This is a genomic window from Streptomyces sp. NBC_00510, assembly GCA_036013505.1.
Classification (GTDB): Bacteria; Actinomycetota; Actinomycetes; order Streptomycetales; family Streptomycetaceae; genus Actinacidiphila.
Genome location: CP107851.1, coordinates 6,447,698 through 6,467,952 on the forward strand (window position 1 = coordinate 6,447,698; position 20,255 = coordinate 6,467,952).

The 20,255-nt window shown below is 74.0% G+C and carries 17 protein-coding genes; 7 read left to right on the forward strand and 10 right to left on the reverse strand.

Annotated elements, in window-relative coordinates; all coding sequences use genetic code 11:
- Positions 1-56 precede the first annotated feature (56 nt).
- The 9 genes from OG937_29055 to OG937_29095 all read right to left on the reverse strand — a co-directional run bounded on the left by OG937_29055 (position 57) and on the right by OG937_29095 (position 10,120).
- Complete coding sequence (locus tag OG937_29055) at positions 57-263, reverse strand: antitoxin (GenBank protein WUD75450.1); 207 nt, start codon at positions 261-263, stop codon at positions 57-59.
- Positions 264-911: 648 nt separating this feature from the next.
- On the reverse strand, positions 912-1,559 hold the full coding sequence (locus tag OG937_29060) for a PhzF family phenazine biosynthesis protein (protein ID WUD75451.1): 648 nt from the start codon (positions 1,557-1,559) through the stop codon (positions 912-914).
- 28 nt (positions 1,560-1,587) lie between these two features.
- Positions 1,588-1,920, reverse strand: a complete 333-nt coding sequence (gene nirD, locus OG937_29065) for a nitrite reductase small subunit NirD (protein WUD75452.1) — start codon at positions 1,918-1,920, stop codon at positions 1,588-1,590.
- Positions 1,917-4,502, reverse strand: coding sequence for a nitrite reductase large subunit NirB (nirB, locus tag OG937_29070; GenBank protein WUD75453.1), 2,586 nt, complete (start codon positions 4,500-4,502; stop codon positions 1,917-1,919). The genes nirD and nirB overlap by 4 nt, the downstream gene beginning before the upstream one ends.
- Before the next feature lies 1 nt (position 4,503).
- Positions 4,504-5,844 carry an FAD-dependent oxidoreductase gene (locus OG937_29075; protein ID WUD75454.1) on the reverse strand — a complete coding sequence of 447 codons (1,341 nt, stop codon included), beginning with the start codon at positions 5,842-5,844 and terminating at the stop codon, positions 4,504-4,506.
- Between the two features lie 111 nt (positions 5,845-5,955).
- The gene (locus OG937_29080) at positions 5,956-6,360 is read right to left on the reverse strand and encodes a PIN domain-containing protein (protein WUD75455.1); all 405 of its coding nucleotides are present in this window, start codon (positions 6,358-6,360) and stop codon (positions 5,956-5,958) included.
- On the reverse strand, positions 6,357-6,575 hold the full coding sequence (locus OG937_29085; protein WUD75456.1) for a type II toxin-antitoxin system VapB family antitoxin: 219 nt from the start codon (positions 6,573-6,575) through the stop codon (positions 6,357-6,359). The genes OG937_29080 and OG937_29085 overlap by 4 nt, the downstream gene beginning before the upstream one ends.
- 51 nt (positions 6,576-6,626) lie before the next feature.
- Positions 6,627-8,744 carry a molybdopterin oxidoreductase family protein gene (locus tag OG937_29090; protein WUD75457.1) on the reverse strand — a complete coding sequence of 706 codons (2,118 nt, stop codon included), beginning with the start codon at positions 8,742-8,744 and terminating at the stop codon, positions 6,627-6,629.
- Positions 8,745-9,445: 701 nt separating this feature from the next.
- On the reverse strand, positions 9,446-10,120 hold the full coding sequence (locus OG937_29095) for a YdcF family protein (GenBank protein ID WUD78923.1): 675 nt from the start codon (positions 10,118-10,120) through the stop codon (positions 9,446-9,448).
- Positions 10,121-10,224: 104 nt separating this feature from the next.
- On the opposite strand from OG937_29095, the gene OG937_29100 reads away from it, so the two are divergent.
- The 7 genes from OG937_29100 to OG937_29130 all read left to right on the forward strand — a co-directional run bounded on the left by OG937_29100 (position 10,225) and on the right by OG937_29130 (position 18,254).
- The gene (locus tag OG937_29100) at positions 10,225-10,647 is read left to right on the forward strand and encodes a gamma-glutamylcyclotransferase (protein WUD75458.1); all 423 of its coding nucleotides are present in this window, start codon (positions 10,225-10,227) and stop codon (positions 10,645-10,647) included.
- Between the two features lie 112 nt (positions 10,648-10,759).
- Positions 10,760-11,638 carry a sirohydrochlorin chelatase gene (locus tag OG937_29105; GenBank protein ID WUD75459.1) on the forward strand — a complete coding sequence of 293 codons (879 nt, stop codon included), beginning with the start codon at positions 10,760-10,762 and terminating at the stop codon, positions 11,636-11,638.
- Between the two features lie 36 nt (positions 11,639-11,674).
- Positions 11,675-12,982, forward strand: coding sequence for a deoxyguanosinetriphosphate triphosphohydrolase (locus tag OG937_29110; GenBank protein ID WUD75460.1), 1,308 nt, complete (start codon positions 11,675-11,677; stop codon positions 12,980-12,982).
- Positions 12,983-13,142: 160 nt separating this feature from the next.
- On the forward strand, positions 13,143-14,405 hold the full coding sequence (locus OG937_29115) for an FAD-dependent oxidoreductase (protein ID WUD75461.1): 1,263 nt from the start codon (positions 13,143-13,145) through the stop codon (positions 14,403-14,405).
- Positions 14,406-14,435: 30 nt separating this feature from the next.
- Positions 14,436-14,885 carry a GNAT family N-acetyltransferase gene (locus OG937_29120; protein WUD75462.1) on the forward strand — a complete coding sequence of 150 codons (450 nt, stop codon included), beginning with the start codon at positions 14,436-14,438 and terminating at the stop codon, positions 14,883-14,885.
- A 31-nt stretch (positions 14,886-14,916) separates the two neighbouring features.
- Positions 14,917-16,833: a DNA primase gene (dnaG, locus tag OG937_29125; protein ID WUD75463.1), complete on the forward strand. Its 1,917-nt coding sequence runs from the start codon at positions 14,917-14,919 to the stop codon at positions 16,831-16,833.
- Between the two features lie 131 nt (positions 16,834-16,964).
- Positions 16,965-18,254 (forward strand): RNA polymerase sigma factor, encoded by a 1,290-nt coding sequence (locus OG937_29130; GenBank protein WUD75464.1) that lies wholly within the window; start codon positions 16,965-16,967, stop codon positions 18,252-18,254.
- 60 nt (positions 18,255-18,314) lie between these two features.
- Here the strand turns inward: OG937_29130 and OG937_29135 are convergent, their stop codons facing one another.
- Positions 18,315-20,222 (reverse strand): ABC transporter ATP-binding protein/permease, encoded by a 1,908-nt coding sequence (locus OG937_29135; protein ID WUD78924.1) that lies wholly within the window; start codon positions 20,220-20,222, stop codon positions 18,315-18,317.
- Positions 20,223-20,255: the final 33 nt, after the last annotated feature.

Genomic DNA, 20,255 nt, shown 5'->3' on the forward strand with positions numbered 1-20,255 from the left:
GCCAGCGTAGGGCCGCCGCGCCGCCCTCCACACGGGTGCGCGACGGCCCGTCGGCGTCAGGAGTGCGGGGGACGGTCCTCGCCGGTGCCGCCGGTGCCGCCGGTGCCGAACTCGTCGCCCAGCTTGTCCTGAGCGGTGTCGACCTGGCGCTGGTACTTCCCGCCGGTCTTCTCGTCCAGCATGTCGCCGCCCTTGTCGATGCCCTTCTGGGACTGGCTCTCGTGGCCCTTCAGCTTGGCCTTGATCTTGTCGAACATGGACATCGCTGTCCTCCTCGCCGTGAGTGGCACTTCTCTCAGCATCACCGCCCCGCCGAAGATCCGCATCCGGAACCCGCGAGTGGTCGAAGTCGCAGGTCAGAGCGGTGACGCGGGGCGTGAAGCGCGGCGTGGCCGGGGCCGGACGCCGTGCCCGGACCCCGGAGCCGCAGTCACGGGGACCACCGGCCGGGGGCGTCCCGTGGCGGCGGCGCACCGGCGGCGAGGCCCGCCGTCCGAAGCCCCCGGGCAGGGGTCGCGGGGCGGTGGCACACGCGCCGTCCAGCGCACGGCGGTTGCCGCCGAGGGCCACGGGCCCCGGGCGGTCGACGCGAGGTGCGGCCGCGGCGGGCGCTCGTGCGGTTGCACATGCCTGCGGGCTGGGCCGCGGTGTGAGGGGCGGATTGCGGGCGCTCGCGTGGTGGTCTCGTGTCGGCAGCGATCCGGGGTGACCCATTGTGCCGGTGCGGCCGCCTGCCCCAACAGGGGAGCCCGGCGGGTCCGACGTTTCGCTCTGGGAGGGGAGACGCGGCAGTGGCGTCGGAGGGCGACCGGAATCCGGGTCTGGGTGCGAGGCGCCGTGCCGGGCGGGGGCGACCGTCGGGTTCGCCGTCGCGCCGGGCCCATCGGGACGCGTGCCGGACGGGCGGCCGGTCAGGGGGCGGGGGACACCCGGCCGCCGATGTCGACGGTGCCGTCGGGGTGGACCCGGGTCAGGATCTGTGAGCCCACGCCCTGGCGGACGTCCAGCGGGCGTCCCAGCTCGCCGGTGAGCACGAGCGCCGCGGCGCCCGTCGCCTCGTCCTCCACGATCCCGTCGCCGCGGCGCGGGAAGGCCCGTGCCCGGACGCGTCCGGCCGCCTCGTCCGCCCAGGCCCAGGCGTAGAGCCAGCCCTCACCGGGCGGTGGCGCGGGGAGCGCGTCCACCTCCTCGGGTGAGCCGAACCGCTGGGTGCGACGCCCCGACGCCCACTCCGCTCGCGCGCGCACCCAGGTGAAGGCGCCCTCCGTCCAGGCCTTCACCTCGCCGGCCGGCGGCCGCAGCACCTCGGCCCCGAGCAGCCACGCCGTCCCCACCGTCGGATGGCCCGCGAAGGGCAGCCGCACGCTCGGCGTCCAGATGTCGACGACGCCGCGTGCGGCGTCGTCGACGAACACGGTCTCGCTGTAGCCGAGCTCCGCGGCGAACCGCTGCCGCGCCTGCGTCCCGGGTACGGACGCACCGTCCCGTACCACCCCGAGCAGGTTCCCGCCCCGCCCCTCGGGGCCGATGAACACGCGCAGCACCTCGACCTCGGCCATGGACCGATTCAAGCAGGTGCCCGGCCCGTCACCGCACCCGCACCGGGAAGGCCGGCACCGAGACCGCCTCGTCGTCGAGGCAGCGGCCGTCCTCCAGGTCGAAGCGCTGCTTGAGCAGCGGGGAGGCGACGAAGGCCCGGCCCTCGGCGGTGGAGCCGAGCAGGCCGCGGGACAGGACGTAGGCGCCGGTGAAGGGGTCGCGGTTGTCGATGGCGTACGGGCGCCCGTGCCGGTCGGTGAAGAGGGCCGCCTGCCGGCCGTCGGGGAGGAGGGCGGCGACGCCGCGGCCGGGGGTGAGGGCGTCGTGGTCGCAGACGGCGAACCAGCCGGCGGTTCCGGGGAGGAGGACTTCGACGTTCATGCGGTGGTGGTCCCTTCGAGGGTGCGGACGGGGAGCACGGGGCCGGCGAGCAGGTCGAGGTCGGGCTTGACCTGGTCCCGCTCGGGGACGAAGCGGACCGAGGGGTCGGGCACGCCGGGCGCGTTGACGAAGGAGACGAAGCGCCGCAGCCGCTCCGGGTCCCCCAGCGTCTGCGCCCACTCGTCGCGGTAGTGGGCGACGTGGTCGGCCATCAGCCGCTCCAGCTCCCCGCAGATGCCGAGCGAGTCGTGGACGACGACGTCGCGTACGTGGCCGAGCCCGCCCTCGATCCGCTCCAGCCAGGCGGAGGTGCGCTCCAGGCGGTCGGCGGTGCGGATGTAGAACATCAGGAATCGGTCGACCAGCCGGACCAGTTCGGCGTCGCTCAGGTCCTGGGCGAGCAGGTCCGCGTGACGCGGGGTGGCGCCGCCGTTGCCGCCGACGTAGAGGTTCCAGCCGCTCGCGGTGGCGATGACGCCGAAGTCCTTGCTCCGCGCCTCCGCGCACTCGCGCTGGCAGCCGGAGACGGCGGACTTGAGCTTGTGCGGGGACCGCAGGCCCCGGTAGCGCAGTTCCAGGTCGATGGCCATGCGGACGCTGTCCTGCACGCCGTAGCGGCACCAGGTCTGCCCGACGCAGGACTTCACGGTGCGCAGCGCCTTGCCGTACGCGTGCCCGGACTCGAAGCCGGCGTCCACCAGCCGGGTCCAGATCATCGGGAGCTGGTCGACCCGGGCGCCGAACAGGTCGATCCGCTGACCACCGGTGATCTTGGTGTAGAGGCCGAAGTCGCGGGCCACCTCTCCGATGACGATCAGCTTCTCCGGGGTGATCTCCCCGCCCGGGATGCGGGGCACGATCGAGTACGACCCGTTTCTCTGCAGGTTGGCCAGGAAGTGGTCGTTGGTGTCCTGCAGCGCGGCCTGCTCGCCGTCCAGGACGTAGCCGGAGGCGCCGATCGCCGGGGCGAGCGAGGCGATGATCGACCCGACGGCCGGCTTGCAGACCTCGCAGCCGTCGCCGCCGCGTGCGCCCTCGCGGCCGTGACGGTCGAGCAGCTCGCGGAAACCGGTGATCCGCAGCGCCCGCACGATCTCGTAGAGCTCCTGGCGGGTCTGGGCGAAGCAGCCGCACAGCCCTTTGTCGACCTCGACGCCGGAGGCCTCCAGCTCGGCGGTGACCAACTGACCCAGCACCTTCACGCAACTGCCGCAGCCGGTCCCGGCCCTGGTGCACTTCTTCACCTCGGGGACCGTCGTGCAGCCGTGCTCCGTGACCGCGCCGCGGATCGTGCCCTTGGTGACGTTGTGGCAGGAGCAGATCACCGCCTCGTCCGGCAGCGCCGACGGGCCCAGCGCCACGGGGGTGCCCGCGCCCGCCGGGAGCACCAGCTGCTCCGCGGGGACCGGGGGCACCGAGCCGGTGAGCGGGCGCAGCATGCCGTACTGCTCGGCGTCGCCGACGAGGATGCCGCCCAGCAGCACGCCGTCCGGCGAGACGACCAGCTTCTTGTAGACCCCGGAGCGCGAGTCGGAGTAGACAACGTCGAGGCAGCCCGCGGTCGCGCCGTGGGCGTCGCCGAAGGAGGCCACGTCCACGCCGAGCAGCTTGAGCTTGGTGGAGGTGTCGGCGCCGGTGAAGGAGCCCTCCTGGCCGGCGATGGCCTTCGCCGCGGTCTCCGCCATGTCGTAGCCCGGCGCCACCAGGCCGTACACCCTGCCGTCCGAGGCCAGGGCGCACTCGCCGATCGCGTAGACCCGCGGGTCCTCGGTGCGGCAGGTCGCGTCGACGACGATCCCGCCGCGCTCGCCGACCGGCAGCCCGCACTCACGGGCGAGCTGGTCGCGCGGCCGTACGCCCGCGGAGAAGACCACCAGGTCGACGTCGAGCGACGAGCCGTCCGACAAGGCCATGGCCCGGACCGAGCCGTCGGCGGTCGTGACGATCTCCTGCGTGCCCACCCCCGTGTGGACGGTCACGCCCATGCCCTCGACCGTGCGCCGCAGCGCCTCGCCGCCGCCCTCGTCGACCTGCACCGGCATCAGCCGGGGCGCGAACTCCACGACGTGCGTGTCCAGTCCGAGCCCCTTGAGCGCGCCGGCCGCCTCCAGCCCGAGCAGCCCCCCGCCGACGACCGCGCCGGTGCGCGAGGTCATCGCGTACTCCTCGATCGCCAGCAGGTCCTCGATGGTGCGGTAGACGAAGCACCCCGTCGCGTCCTTGCCGGGGACCGGCGGCACGAAGGGGTACGAACCGGTGGCGAGCACCAGGGTGTCGTAGCCGACCGTGAGCCCGGAGCGGGCGGTGACGGTCCGGGCCCGGCGGTCCACGGCGACCGCCGGGTCGCCCAGGTGGAGTTCGATGCCGTGCTCCGCCATGAAGCCGGCCTCCACCAGGGACAGCCCCTCCGGGCCGGTGCCGGCGAAGTACGAGCTGAGGTGGACGCGGTCGTACGCCGGGCGGGGCTCCTCGCAGAGCACCACCACACGGGCGCGGGAGGTCAGGCCGCGGTCGGCCAGCGCCTCCAGGAACCGCTGTCCGACCATCCCGTGGCCGACGAGGACGATGGTGGGCGTGGTCATGTCAGGACCCTCCGTTGTCGGTGAGCAGGTGGAGCGGGGGAACGGGCAGCGGCTCGTCGCCCTCCCAGGTGCGGGCGAGCGCGCCCACGGTGCCGAGGTCGCCGAGGAGGATGCCGCCGACGAGGCGGTCACCGCGCAGGACGACCTTCCGGTACGCGCCGCGTGTGGCGTCGGCGAGGCGGAGCACGTCGTCGCCCGGGGCGGGCGTGGTCTCGCCGAAGGAGGCGATGTCCAGGGCCGCCGGGCCGTTGAGGGTGAGCCGGGTCAGCGAACGGGTGCCGCCGTACCGGGGCGCGGGGTCGGCCGTCAGGACGTCCGCCAGCGCGTCCGCCTGCTCGGTGGCCGGGCCCGCGAGGCCGTAGACGACGCCGCCGTGCTGGGCGCAGTCGCCGATCGCGTGGACCGACGGGTCCGAGGTGCGCAGCGCGTCGTCCACGACCACCCCCTTGGCGACCGCCAGCCCCGCCGCCTGGGCGAGCCCGACGCGCGGCCGGACGCCGCAGGCCAGCACGACCAGGTCGGTGCCGAGGCGGTAGCCGTCGGCGAGTTCGACCGCGGTGACCACGGACCGCGCCGCCCGGCCGTCGCCGGCGGCCCCGCGGGGCAGGGTCAGCGGGCGCGCCGCGGCGAACCCGCCTCCCGTACGCGCCGCCACGGACGGCCGCAGTCGCCGGGAGGGCCGCGCGACCCCGACCCCGTCTTCGTCCTGGGTCAGCAGACCACGCACCCGGCACTGGGTGTGCACCTCGACGCCCAGCCCCTCCAGGTGTGCACGCAGCAACTGCGAGGCGGCCTCGTCGAGATGACGTTCCATCAGATGCTCGCCCTGCGTGGCGACCACCACCTGCGCCCCGCGCGCCGCCAGCGCCCGCGCCGCCGACACCCCGAGCAGCCCGCCGCCGACGACCACCGCACGCGCCCCGGGACGCACCGCCGCCGAGAGCGCCAGGCAGTCGTCCATCGTCCGGAAGGCGTGCACCCCCTCCGGGAACGTGCCGCCGTCCTCCGCGAACAGCCCGCGCAGCGGCGGCAGCACCGGATTGGAGCCGGTCGCCAGCACCAGCCGGTCGTACCGGACCACGCCACCGTCGTCGCAGACCACGGCCCGCTCGTCGCGGTCGATCCGCACCACCCGGACACCCCGGCGCACCACCGTGCCGGGCACCCCCGGCAGCGCGACCACCTCCGGCGCGTACCGGCCCGCCAGCACCTCCGCGAGCAGCACCCGGTTGTACGGGGCGTGCCGCTCCTCGCCGATCACCGTGACGTCCGCGCCGGAGGGCGCCAGACGCTGCGCGAGGCGCGCCCCCGCCATTCCGCCGCCGACCACCACCATCCTCATGGCACGAGCCTGCGGCGCCGCTGTTACCCGGCCGCATCCCCGTCGTTTCCCCCGGGGAACAGTGCCCTCAGCGCCCGCCCGGCCCGACTGTGAGCCCGAAGCGGCCTCCGGCTACGGCCCGTCGACCCTGATCATGGCGATCCCGGGCCGGACCTTGGCCACCGACGCGAAGTCCTGATCGGCGTGGATCAGGGTCAGGCCGTGGGCCTCCGCGGTCAGCGCGATGAGGATGTCCATGGGCGACGGTCCCCTGTGGTGCCCGATGGCGATCAGATCACGCTGCACGGCGTGGATCCGGCGCCAGGGATCGTCGAGCGTCGGGCACCAGCCGAAGGTCCGGCGCAGTACGGCGAGAAACGGCTCGTACTCGCGATCGGAGCGCACACCGGTCATCAACTCGGCTTCGACCGGCGGACACATGGCGACCAGCCCCCGGGCCACATGCGTGGGCCACGGCTCGGGGATCTGCCACCGCAACAGGCGCCACACCGCCGAGGTGTCAGCGAGGTAGCTCATCGGCCGCCGCGCTCCTGCTCCGCCAGGTAGTCGAAGTCCAGGACGTCCTCGGCGTGCTCCTGGAGCCATGCGAGCCCGCGGGCACGGTCGTCGGCGCTCGTCCCGGCCGCTATCGACAGGGCCAGGTTGATCGTCTCGCGCTTCGTCTTGGTGCCGAGCTGCCGCTGGGCGAGGGCGAGCATCGCGTCGTCCAGATCGATGACCGTGCGTGCCATGACGACCTCCCGGTTGATATCAGGCAGGATGCCAGTATATCAACCGCGATATCAGGCGTCGATGGACCGCGGCTGCGCCCGCTCGACGCGGACCGCGCACACCTTGAACTCCGGCATGCGGGAGGTCGGGTCGAGCGCCGGGTTGGTGAGGGTGTTCGCCCTGCCCTCGCCCGCCCAGTGGAAGGGCATGAAGACCGTGTCCGGACGGATGGCGCGGTCCACCCGGGCCGGCGCCACCGCGCGGCCGCGGCGGGACGTGACGGCGACCGGGTCGCCCTCGGCGACACCGATGCGCTCGGCGAGGCGCGGATGGAGCTGCACGAACGGACCGGGCGCGGCGGCGTTCAGCTCCGCCACCCGCCGGGTCTGGGCGCCCGACTGGTACTGCGCCAGCACCCGTCCGGTCGTCAGGTACAGCGGGAAGTCCCCGTCCGGCTCCTCGGCCGCCGGCCGGTGCAGCACCGGCACGAACCTGGCCCGGCCGTCCGGCGTCGCGAACCGGTCGAGGAACAGCCGGGGTGTGCCCGGGTGCGCCCCGGCGTCCCCGGCCGGGACGTCCGGGCACGGCCAGAACACCCCGTCCTCCGCCTCGATGCGGCGGTAGGTGATCCCCGAGTAGTCCGCGGGCCCGCCCGCCGACGCGCGGCGCAACTCCTCGAAGACCTCCTCCGGGTCGGCAGGGAAGCCCTTCTCCCGGCCCAGGCGCGCGGCCAGCCCGTTCAGCACGTACAGGTCGCTGCGCACGCCCTCCGGCGGGTCCAGGGCCTTGTGCCGCAGCAGCACCCTGCCCTCCAGGTTCGTCGTGGTCCCCGTCTCCTCGGCCCACTGCGTCACCGGCAGCACCACGTCGGCCATCGCCGCCGTCTCCGACAGCACCACGTCGCATACGGCGAGGAAGTCCAGCGCCGCGATGCGCTCCGTGACGTGCGCCGCCCGCGGCGCGGAGACCACCGGGTTGGAGCCCATCAGCAGCAGGCCCTTCACGTCCCGGCCCAGCGCGTCCAGCAGCTCGTACGCGCTGCGTCCCGGCCCCGGCAGGTCGTCCGGGTCGACCCCCCACACCCGGGCCACATGGGCGCGCGCCGCCGGGTCGTCGAGCTTGCGGTAGCCGGGCAGCTGATCGGCCTTCTGGCCGTGCTCCCGGCCGCCCTGGCCGTTGCCCTGCCCCGTGAGACAGCCGTACCCCGACAGCGGGCGCCCCGCGCGGCCCGTCGCCAGGCACAGGTTGATCCACGCGCTCACCGTGTCCGTGCCCTTCGACTGCTGCTCCGGGCCGCGCGCGGTCAGCACCATCGCCTCCGGCACGCCGCAGAACAGCTCCACCGCCTCCCGGAGCCTGGGCACCGGCACCCCGGTGATCCGCTCGACCAGCTCCGGCCAGAGCGCCATCGCCGAGGCCCGCGCCTCCGGCCAGCCGGTCGTCCGCTCCGCGACGAAGTCCTCGTCCACGCGGCCCTCCGCGACCACCAGGTGCAGCAGGCCGAGCGCCAGGGCGAGGTCGGTGCCGGGGCGCGGCTGCAGGTGCAGGTCGGCGTGCTCGGCGGTGCGCGTACGGCGCGGGTCCACGACGATCAGGCGGCCGCCGTTCTCCTTCAGCTCCGTGAAGTAGCGCAGTGCGGGCGGCATCGTCTCGGCGAGGTTCGAGCCGACCAGGATCACGCAGCCCGTCCGCGGGACGTCCGCCAGCGGGAACGGCAGGCCCCGGTCCAGGCCGAAGGCCCTGGTGTGGGCGGCCGCGGCGGAGGACATGCAGAAGCGGCCGTTGTAGTCGATCTGGGACGTCCGCAGCACGACCCGGGCGAACTTGCCGAGGGCGTACGCCTTCTCGTTGGTCAGGCCCCCGCCGCCGAAGACGCCGACCGCGTCGGGGCCGTGCGCGGCCCGCACCCGCAGCAGGCCTTCCGCGACCCGGTCCAGGGCGTCCTCCCAGGGGGCCGGCTCCAGCCGCCCCGAGGCGCGGTCCCTGACCAGGGGCCCGGTCAGCCGTGCCTCCGGGGCCAGCACGGCGGGCGCGGTGCGGCCCTTGCCGCACAGGGCGCCCTTGTTCACGGGGAAGTCGCGCTCCACGACGTCCGGGATGCCGCTGCCCCCGGCGGTGCGGCGGAGGCCCATTCCGCACTGCAGGGCGCAGTAGGGGCAGTGGGTGTCGACGGTTCCGCTGGCGCTCATGCCGCCCACGATGCGGCGCCGGTGTTTCGCCCCACGGGCGGGGGCGTTACGCCCGGCGTACGGTGCGCTCCCTGCGGGGCTGTGCGGGGTGTGAGGGTGCGGCCCGTTGTCGTGTGCGGGTGCGTTGCGCCTGCGGCGGGCGGTTTCCCCGCCCGCCCGCCCGTTTGCCCGGCGCGGTTGGTGCGGGCTTCGCGCGGTTGGTGGTGGGCCGGGGTCGGGGCCTGCGGGGCTGGGCATTCTGGACCGCATATTTATGTGCATGGCGGGCGGTCCAGGTCGGACCCCGGATGCCGCACAACAAATACACGTCAGCGTCCAGAACGCCCACCCTCCCCCAGCCTTCGGCCGGGGGTGTCCCCAACTCCCCCGCCCCCTCCGTATCGTGCGGCGGCCAACGGCCGGTGGGGGTTCAGAGAGCGGTCCGGGGTTGCCGCAAGTGCCTCACTCACCCTCCACCGGCCGTCATGCGCCCATACGACGGGAGGGGGTGTGGCGGGGTGCGCCCATGGGGGTCCCCACGGCCGAAGGCTGGGGGAGACGAGCGGCGAACCCGGCGCCGAACAATGTTGGGGCAAACCGCGAGCGCTGTGGGGGTCCCCCCGGCCGAAGGCTGGGGGAGGGCGGGCGGCGGGGAAACCCCCAACCGCAACCACAACGCACCCGCACGCGGCGACACGGGGTACCCCGGTCCGGGTGGGGGGTCACCCCAGGGCGCGCTGGACGCCGGCCTCGCGGGGGCCGAGGAAGCGGGGGTCCGGGGTGAACGCGGCGTCGAACGCGGCCTTCACGGCTCCCGCGACCTCGCGGGTCCCCCCGTAGTACCAGGTCGCGTCGTGCCGCTCGTCGACCCCGATCCCGTACGCCTCGATCCCGGCCGCCCCGCACAGCGCCAGCGCCCGCCGTATGTGGAAGCCCTGGCTCACCAGCAGCGCCCTGTCGACGCCGAAGACGCGCCGGGCCCGGGCGCAGGAGTCCCACGTGTCGAAGCCGGCGTAGTCGAGGACGACCTTGTCACGGGGCACGCCGTGTGCGGCCAGGTAGTCCCGCATCGCGGTCGGCTCGTCGTAGTCGGTGCGGCTGTTGTCGCCCGTGACGAGGACCGCCCGCACCTTGCGCGCCGTCCACAGTTCGGCGGCCGCGTCGAGGCGGTGGGCCAGGTAGGGGGAGGGCTCGCCGTTCCACAGGCCCGCGCCGAAGACGACGGCGACGGGCTCCGCGGGGGCGTCCGCCACCGTACGGACCCGGTCGTCCGCGGTGACCTGGAGCCACGTCGCGGGCAGCAGCGCCAGTACGCCCAGGGCCACGGCGGCCCACAGCAGGTGCCGCCGCCCCCGTCTGGACCGCGGTAGCCGTGGCAGCCGCGCGAGCCGACGCAGACGCGGCAGCACGGCCCCCACGCGTACCCCTGGCGTCTTCCGGTTCAGGCTTCGTTCCACGTCCGAGTCGACGTCCCGTACGTCCCTGCGGTTCCATGAGGGTGATGCGTGACGACCATTCCCGCCTCCCGTTCTTCGTGTACGGGACCTTGCGGCCCGGCGAGATCAACCACTCCTGGCTGCTGCGCGGCCGGACGACGTCCGAGACGCCCGCCGTGCTGCACGGCGCGCTGCTCTTCGACGGTCCGGGCTACCCGTACGCCGTGGCCGACGACCGCGGCCGCATCCACGGCGACGTCATCCATCCGGTCGAAGACCTGTACCAGGAGGTGCTCGCGGACCTGGACCGCCTTGAGGAGTACAGCCCGGGCGCCGCCGGAAACCTGTACGAGCGGGTGGTCCGCGACGTGCGCACCTACGCCGGGCGGACGGTGCCCGCATGGGTGTACCTGGCGGCCGCGGACCACGAACGGGAGCTGCGCGAGAAGGGGCGCCCCATCGAGGGCGGGGACTGGAAGCGCCGCTGACGCACGCTCCGCGGGCGCCCCTCACACCCGCCCGCACGGAGTGTGAAGCGGCGGAAACCAGTCGTCATCTCGGTGCAACGGGGTGGCAACCCCCGCTCGCCACACTCGGTGCATGACGGCCGAGGAACCCGCGCCGCACGGCGTGCCAGGACCGGACCACTTCGACAGCACGGCGCAGCTCATGTCCCGGATCACCACGCAGCTCAGCAGCCAGCTCTCCCGGGTGACGCTGCGCTCCGCGGCCCCCCGCCGCCCGGTCCTGGTCGCCGTCGCGCACGGCAGCCGCGACCCGGAGGCGCTGCGCACCGCGCACGCCCTGCTGGAGCGGATCAGGGACCTGCGCCCGGGGCTTTCGGTGCGGCTCGGCCACATCGAGATCGACGAGCCGTCGCTGGACGACACCCTTGCGGCCCTGCGCGGCGAGGCCGTCCTGGTGCCGCTGATGCTGACCCGCGGCCACCACGTCAAGCGGGACGTCCCCGGGGCGCTGGCCCGTGCGCGGCACCTGAGGGGGCGGGTCGCGGCGCCGCTCGGCCCGCACCCGCTGCTCGCCGAGGCGCTGTACGACCGCCTGGCCGAGGCGGGCTGGCGCACCGGCCCCCCGCGGGCCGCCCGGCGTGCCGGGATCGTGCTGGCCGCCGCAGGGTCCCGGGACCCGCAGTCGGCCCGGGACACCGAGGCGACGGCCGCGCTGCTGCAGGCCCGGCTGGGCGGTGGGGTGCCGGTGGTGCCCGCGTACGCGTCGGGCGGGCCGGACGTCGCCGCGGCGGTGCGGCAGCTGTCGGCCGACGGCCGGGACCGGGTCGCGGTGGCCTCCTGCTTCGCCGCGCCGGGCCGCTTCGCGACGGCGGCGGCCGCCGCGGCGCCGTGGATCGCCGCCGCCCCGCTCGGCGCGCATCCGGCGATGGCGGCGCTGGTGCTGCACCGCTACGACCGGGCGCTGGCCGGCACGGCGGGTCCCGCCGCCGCGGCGCAGCTGGCCACGGCGTAGCCGCCGGTACCGGGTCGCGCCCGCTACCGTCGCGGTATGGACGCGAACCACCCTGCGGCGACCGACTACGCCCCCTACAGCGAAGCCGACACCGAGCGCTACGTGCCCGAGCCCGACAAGCGGCCCGGCCGCACGTCGTTCCAGCGGGACCGGGCCCGCATGCTGCACTCCGCGGGGCTGCGCAGGCTGGCCGGGAAGACGCAGGTGGTGGACCCGGTCGACGACGCCCGGGCGCTCAACAGCAGCCCCCGGACGCGGCTGACGCACAGCCTGGAGTGCGCCCAGGTCGGCCGGGAGCTCGGGGCGGCCCTCGGCTGCGACCCGGACCTGGTGGAGACCGCCTGCCTGGCCCACGACATCGGCCATCCGCCCTTCGGGCACAACGGGGAGATGGTGCTCGCCGAGGTCGCGGCCGGCTGCGGCGGCTTCGAGGGCAACGCCCAGAGCCTGCGCATCCTGACCCGGCTGGAGCCGAAGCGTTTCGCCCACGCCGACGACGGCACGCTGACCAGCGTGGGCCTCAACCTGACCCGGGCGGCGCTGGACGCGGCGACGAAGTACCCCTGGCCGCGCGGCGGGCACCCCACCGACCCCACCAGCCCCAAGTTCGGCGTGTACGAGGACGACCTGCCGGTCTTCGAGTGGCTGCGCCGCACCGCCCCCGCCGACCGCCCGTACGTGCAGTGCTTCGAGGCGCAGGTCATGGACTGGGCCGACGACGTGGCGTACTCCGTCCACGACGTCGAGGACGGGCTGCACGCCGGCCATCTGGACCCGGCGGTGCTGCTCGCCGAGCCCGAGCGCCGCGAGATCTTCGCCGTCGCCGCCGGCCGCTACGCCCCCGGGGCGGCCGAGGACGAGCTCGCGCAGGCCCTGGACCGGCTGCTGGAGATGGAGTGGTGGCCGCACGGCTACGACGGTTCCGCCATCGCCCAGGCCCGCCTGAAGGACGCCACCTCGCAGCTGATCGGCCGCTTCTGCCTGGCCGCCGAGCGCGCCACCCGGGACGCCTACGGCACCGGCCGGCTCACCCGTCACCGCGCCCAGCTGGTCGTCCCGCGCGACCAGCGGCTGGAGTGCGCCGTCCTGAAGGCGGTCGCCGACCGGTACGTCATGCAGCGCGAGGCGCAGGAGCGGCGGCGCGCCCAGCAGCGCGTGGTCATCGGGGAGCTCGCCGAGGCCCTGCTGTCCCGGGCGCCGGAGGGGCTGGACCCGCAGTTCCGCGGCATCTTCGACGAGGCCAAGGACGACCGGGCCCGGCAGCGGGCCGTCGTCGACCAGATCGCCTCGCTCACCGACGCGGCCGCGACCGCCCTGCACGCCCGGCTCACCGCCCCCCGGTGAGCCCCCGGCGGGCCCCCGGCCGCCCCCGCGCGCCGCGCCGCCCCCGTTCCCGGTCGGCGCGGCACTCTTCACGTCGGCCCTGCCGTGCGGGACGCTCACATGACTGGCAATTGCCAGAGGGAGGGCCCCCGGGCACCCGAGGACACCAGGGAGGCGCACAGTGGTGGACGCAGACCACACATTCGTCATCGTCGGGGCGGGGCTCGCCGGGGCGAAAGCGGCGGAGACGCTGCGCTCCGAGGGTTTCACCGGCCGCGTGATACTGATCGGAGACGAACGCGACCACCCCTACGAACGACCCGCGCTCTCCAAGGGCTTCCTGCTGGGCAACGAGGAGCGCGAATCGGTCTTCGTCCATCCCGCCGCCTGGTACGCCGAGCACGACGTGGAACTCCACCTCGGCCAGCCGGTCACCGGCCTGGACCGGACCGGCAAGCGGATCACCCTGGGCGACGGCACCTCCATCCCGTACGACAGGCTGCTGCTGACCACCGGCGCCGAGCCGCGCCGGCTGGACATCCCCGGCACCGACCTGGCCGGGGTGCACCACCTGCGCCGTCTCGCGCACGCCGAGCGGCTGAAGAACGTGCTGACCTCGCTCGGCCGCGAGAACGGCCACCTGGTGATCGCCGGAGCGGGCTGGATCGGCCTGGAGGTGGCGGCCGCCGCCCGCGGCTACGGCGTCGAGGTCACGGTCGTCGAGCCGCAGCCGTGCCCGCTGCACTCGGTCCTCGGCCCGGAGCTCGGCGAGGTCTTCGCCGACCTGCACCGCGAGCACGGGGTGCGGTTCCACTTCGGCGCGCGGCTCACCGAGATCACCGGCCAGGACGGCATGGTGATGTCGGTGCTCACCGACGACGGCGAGGAGCACCCCGCCCACCACGTGCTCGCCGCGATCGGCGCCGCCCCGCGCACCGCGCTCGCCGAGGCCGCCGGGCTCGCGCTGGCCGACCGCGCCGCCGGCGGCGGCATCGCCGTGGACGCCTCGCTGCGCACCTCCGACCCGGACGTCTTCGCCGCCGGAGACGTCGCCAACGCCGAACACCCCCTGCTGGGCGGCCGGTTGCGGGTCGAGCACTGGGCGAACGCCCTCAACAGCGGGCCCGTGGCGGCCCGTGCGATGCTCGGCGGGGACGTGGTGTACGACCGGGTCCCGTACTTCTTCACCGACCAGTACGACCTGGGCATGGAGTTCTCCGGGCACGCCGCCCCCGGCACCTACGACCAGGTGCTGGCCCGGGGAGACGTGGGCAAGCGGCAGTTCATCGCCTTCTGGCTGCGCGACGGCAGGGTGCTGGCCGGGATGAACGTCAACGTGTGGGACGTGACCGACACCGTCCAGAAGCTCATCCGTTCCGGCCGCCAGGTCGACACCGACGCGCTGGCCGACCCCACGGTGCCCCTGGCCTCCCTCCTGGAGTGAGCCCGGGGGCGGTCACCTAGCATGGCTGTCATGGAGCCCAGGACCGCCGTCGTACCCGTCGAGGAGATCTTCGAACTGCGCTGGAGGGTGCTGCGGCCCGGGCTCCCGCGGAAGTCGGCGATCTTCCTGGAGGACGGTCATCCGCTCGCCTTCCACATGGCGGCCTACGACGGCGACGGCGGCGACGAGGTCGTGGCGTGCGTCACGCTCTTCCCGGAGCAGCTGCCCGGCGACGGCGCGATCGCGTACCGCATCCGCGGCATGGCCAGCGCCCCGGAGGTCCGCGGCCGCGGCTACGGCGCGGCGCTGCTGCACGCCGCGCTGGAGCAGGCCCGGCAGCGCGGTGCCGAGCTGGTGTGGTGCAACGGCCGTACCTCTGCGCGCGGCTTCTGGGAGGGGCAGGGCTTCATGGCGGTGGGGGAGGAGTTCGTGCTGGAGCCGGCCGGGCCGCACTTCCTCTTCGTCGCCAAGCTGGTCTGACCTTCCTCGGGCCGCGCCGTAGAATCCTTCCGTGGCTGGGCGGATCAGGGACGAGGACGTCAAGGCGGTACGGGACGCGGTCCCGATCGACGCCGTCGTGTCCGAGTACCTGCAGCTCAGGAACGCGGGCGGCGGCAACCTGAAGGGCCTGTGCCCCTTCCACGACGAGAAGTCGCCCTCCTTCCACGTGAGCCCGAGCAAGGGGCTCTACCACTGCTTCGGCTGCCAGGAGGGCGGCGACACCCTCGACTTCGTGATGAAGGTCGACCACCTGTCCTTCTCGGAGGCGGTCGAGCGGCTCGCCGCCGTGGCGGGCATCACGCTGCGGTACGAGGAGGGCGGCTACACCCCGGGCCGGCAGCAGGGCGAGCGGATCCGGCTGGTCGAGGCGCACAAGGCGGCCGCGCAGTTCTACGTCGAGCAGCTGGGCGGCGCCGAGGCCGAGATCGGCCGGAAGTTCCTCACCGAGCGGGGCTTCGACCAGGCCGCCGCCGAGCACTTCGGCGTCGGCTACGCCCCGGCGGGCTGGGACCACCTCGTCCGCTTCCTGCGCGGCAAGGGCTTCACCGACCGCGAGCTGATCGTCTCCGGACTCGCCAGCGAGAGCCGCCGCGGCGGTGCCATCGACCGCTTCCGCGGCCGGCTGATCTGGCCGATCCGCGACATCACCGGCGAGGTGATCGGCTTCGGCGCGCGCAAGCTGCGCGAGGACGACCAGGGCCCGAAGTACCTCAACACCCCCGAGACGCCGATCTACAAGAAGTCCCAGGTCCTGTACGGCATCGACCTGGCGAAGAAGGAGATCGCCCGCACCAGCCGGGCCGTCGTCGTCGAGGGCTACACCGACGTCATGGCGTGCCACCTCGCGGGCGTCACCACCGCCATCGCGACCTGCGGCACCGCCTTCGGCGGCGATCACATCAAGATCCTCCGCCGGCTGCTGATGGACAACTCGGGTGCCGAGGTCGTCTTCACCTTCGACGGCGACGAGGCCGGCCAGAAGGCCGCCCTGCGCGCCTTCGAGGACGACCAGAAGTTCGCCGCCGAGACGTCCATCGCCATCACCCCCGGCGGCATGGACCCCTGCGACCTGCGCCTCGCCGAGGGAGACGCCGCCGTACAGCGGCTGGTCGACACCCGTACCCCGCTGTTCGCCTTCGCCCTGACCTCGGTCGTCGCCCGCTACAACCTCGACACCGCCGAGGGCCGGGCCTCCGCGCTGGAGGCGGGCGCGCCCATCGTCGCGGGCATCAAGAACGCGTCCATCCAGCACGAGTACGCGGTGCAGCTGGCCGGCATGCTCGGCATCCTCGACTCGCAGTTCGTGGTGCGCCGTGTCTCCCAGCTCGCCCGCTGGCAGCGCGAACGCCGCCAGTCCGGCGGCGCCGCCCAGCTGGGCCGGGGCGCCGCGGCGCGCCCCGACGCGGCCCCGGGCCCCTCCGCTCCGGCCGGTCCGCGCGGGCCGCGGCTGGACATGCGCAGCCCCGCCCACCGGGTCGAGCGCGAACTGCTCAAGCTCGCCCTCCAGCACCCGGAACTGGTCTCCCCGGCCTTCGACGCCTACGGCGAGGACGAGTTCACCGCACCGCCGTACGCCGCCGTGCGCCGCGCCATCGCCGAGGCGGGCGGTGCCGAGGCTGCGGACGCCGAGTTCCTCGTCCGGGTCCGCGACGTGGCCCCGGACGACACCGTGCGCTCGCTGGTGACCGAACTCGCCGTCGAGCCGGTCCAGCACAAGGCGCCGGACATCTACGCCGGCAAGATCCTCGTCGACGTACGCCGTCAGGCGGTCGCCCGCCGCATCGCCCAGCTCAACGCCGACCACACCCGGCTGAGCGCCCAGGGCCCGCGCGCCGACGAGGCCCAGCTCGCCGCCGTCCAGGGCGAGCTGTGGGCGCTCCAGCAGTACGGCCAGCGCCTGCGCGAACAGGGCGTCGCCGCCCTCTGAGCCGGGCGCGGACGGCCGTCCTGCCCGGGAACGGACGGGGACGCGGGCGTGACGAGGGGGTTGCCCTCCGTCACAAAAAAGCGGCGCACGACCCTCGTGGGCATGGTGTGCCGTAGGCCACACTGGGGGCGGTGCAAGAGTCCTCGGAGCGCGGACTGCCGAGCGGTGTCGATGGTGACGCCACCGGAGTGCCGCTGACGGCGAACTCCCGGACGGGCCGTGGCGAGGACGCCGCGACCGTTCCGTCGCGGCGCGTCTCCGAGTCCGTGGCTGCGCTCACCGTGGAGGTCTCTCCCGTGCACATCCAGACACTGACGCCCCTGACGGCCCCGGCCGACGACCTGCTGGAGCGCGTGCCGGAGCAGAACCACGCGGCCGTGCACCCCGAGGAACCGGCCGGCGAACCCGACGAGGCGCAGGCGCGGGCGGAGGCCGCGGCGGAGACGGGGTCCGACCCCGAGTCCGATGCCGACCCGGGCCCCGTACGGCGGTCCGGCGACGAGGTCTCCGGCCCGTCCGCGGACCTGTTCCGCCAGTACCTGCGCGAGATCGGCCGGATACCCCTGCTCACCGCCGAGGAGGAGGTCGAGCTCGCCCGCCGGGTCGAGGCCGGCCTCTTCGCCGAGGAGAAGCTGAACGGCACTCCGGACCCCGACTCCCGGCTCGCCGTCGACCTCGACCGGCTGGTCGTGCTCGGCCGGATGGCCAAGCGCCGCCTGATCGAGGCCAACCTGCGCCTGGTCGTCTCCGTCGCCAAGCGGTACGTGGGCCGCGGCCTGACCATGCTCGACCTGGTCCAAGAGGGCAACCTCGGGCTGATCCGCGCCGTGGAGAAGTTCGACTACGCCCGCGGCTACAAGTTCTCCACCTACGCGACCTGGTGGATCCGCCAGGCCATGAGCCGCGCCCTGGCCGACCAGGCCCGCACCATCCGGGTCCCGGTCCACGTCGTGGAGCTGATCAACCGCGTCGTGCGCGTCCAGCGCCGCCTGCTGCAGGAACGCGGCTACGAGCCCTCCACCGAAGAGGTAGGCGCCCACCTGGAGATCCCCCCGGAGCGGGTGAGCGAGGTGCTGCGCCTGGCGCAGGAACCGGTGAGCCTGCACGCCCCGGTCGGCGAGGAGGAGGACGTCGCCCTCGGCGACCTCATCGAGGACGGCGACGCCACCTCACCCGTGGAGTCCGCCGCCTTCCTGCTGCTGCGCGAGCACCTGGAGGCGGTGCTGTCCACCCTCGGCGAGCGCGAGCGCAAGGTCGTCCAGTTGCGGTACGGCCTGGCCGACGGGCGCCCGCGCACCCTGGAGGAGATCGGCCGGATCTTCGGCGTCACCCGCGAGCGCATCCGGCAGATCGAGTCCAAGACCCTCAACAAGCTGCGCGACCACGCCTTCGCCGACCAGCTGCGCGGCTACCTGGACTGAGCACGCGCGAGCCCCCGCCGGCCGGGCCGGCGGGGGCTCGCGTCGCGGCCTCGTGCTCGGTCAGTCGACCTCCGCCACCGCCTGCGCGAACTGCGCCGCGTACAGGCGGGCGTAGGCACCGTCCTTGGCCAGCAGCTCCCCGTGGGTGCCCTGTTCGACGATGGCGCCGCTCTCCATCACCAAGATGACGTCCGCGTCGCGGATCGTGGACAGCCGGTGCGCGATGACGAAGCTGGTCCGCCCGTGGCTGAGCTGCGCCATGGCCCGCTGGATCAGCACCTCGGTACGGGTGTCGACCGAGCTGGTGGCCTCGTCGAGGACGAGGATCACCGGGTCGGACAGGAACGCCCGCGCGATGGTGATCAGCTGCTTCTCGCCGGCGCTGACGCCCGTGCCCTCGTCGTCGATGACGCTGTCGTACCCGTCCGGGAGGGTGCGGACGAAGCGGTCCGCGTGGGCGGCGCGCGCGGCCTCCTCGACCTGCTCGCGGGTCGCCCCCTCGGTTCCGTACGCGATGTTCTCCGCGATCGTGCCGCCGAACAGCCACGTGTCCTGCAGCACCATGCCGATGCCGGAGCGCAGTTCCTCCCGCGGCAGGGACGCGATGTCGGTGCCGTCGACGGTGATCCGGCCGCCGGTGACCTCGTAGAAGCGCATGAGCAGGTTGACCAGCGTGGTCTTGCCCGCGCCGGTCGGGCCGACGATGGCGACCGTGTGGCCCGGTTCGACGGTCAGCGACAGGTCCTCGATGAGCGGCTTCTCCGGCTCGTAGCGGAACGCCACGTCCTCGAAGCGGACCTCGCCGTGCCGCTCCTTGCGCAGCCCGAGCGTCTTCGGCTCGGGGCTCTGCTCCTGCGCGTCGAGCAGCTCGAAGACCCGCTCGGCGGAGGCGACCCCGGACTGCACCAGGTTGGACATGCTCGCCACCTGGGTCAGCGGCTGGCTGAACTGCCGGCTGTACTGGATGAAGGCCTGGACGTCGCCGATGGACAGCGCGCCGCCGGCCACCCGCAGCCCGCCCACGACGGCCACCAGGATGTAGTTGACGTTCCCGATGAACATCATCGCGGGCTGGATCACGCCCGAGATGAACTGCGCCCGGAAGCCCGACTGGTAGAGCGCCTCGTTCTGCTCGCGGAAGGCCTCCGCGGACTCCTCCTGGCGGCCGAAGACCTTCACCAGGGTGTGCCCGGTGTACATCTCCTCGATGTGGGCGTTGAGCTTGCCGGTGGTCCGCCACTGCTGCACGAACTGCGGCTGGGCCCGCTTGCCGACCGCCGTGGCGACGAACACCGACAGCGGCACGGTCACCAGCGCCACCAGCGCCAGCAGCCAGGAGATCGAGAACATCATCACCAGCACGCCCACGATCGACAGCAGCGCGAAGATGATCTGCCCCATCGTCTGCTGCAGCGTCTGGCCGATGTTGTCGATGTCGTTGGTGGCCCGGCTCAGCACCTCGCCGCGCGGCTGCCGGTCGAAGTACGACAGCGGCAGCCGGGCCAGCTTCGCCTCGACGTCCTGGCGCAGCCGGAACACGGTGCGCTGGATGACCGTCGTGGCCAGCCGGCCCTGGACGACCGCGAAGACCGCGGCGGCCGCGTAGATCGCGAGGGCGGTCAGCAGCACGTGGCCCACGGCGTCGAAGTCGATCCCGGCGCCCGGGGTGAAGTCGGCGGACTGCAGCAGGTCGGCGAGGGTGTCGCTGCCCTGCTGCCGCAGGTGCTCGATCGCCCCGGCCTTGTCGGTGCCCGCGGGCAGCGAACGGCCGAGGACCCCGGCGAAGATCAGGTCGGTGGCCTTGCCCAGGATCTTGGGGCCGATGACGTTGAGGGCGACGCCCAGCGTCGTGCAGGCCAGCATGGCGACGACCAGGGTGCGCTCGGGGCGCATCAGCCCCAGCAGCCGCTTGCCGGAGCCCTTGAAGTCCATGGACCGCTCGGTGGGCTGGCCGCCCATGAACCGCATCGGCCCCGCCGTGGGTGCGGGCCCCCTCCGGGG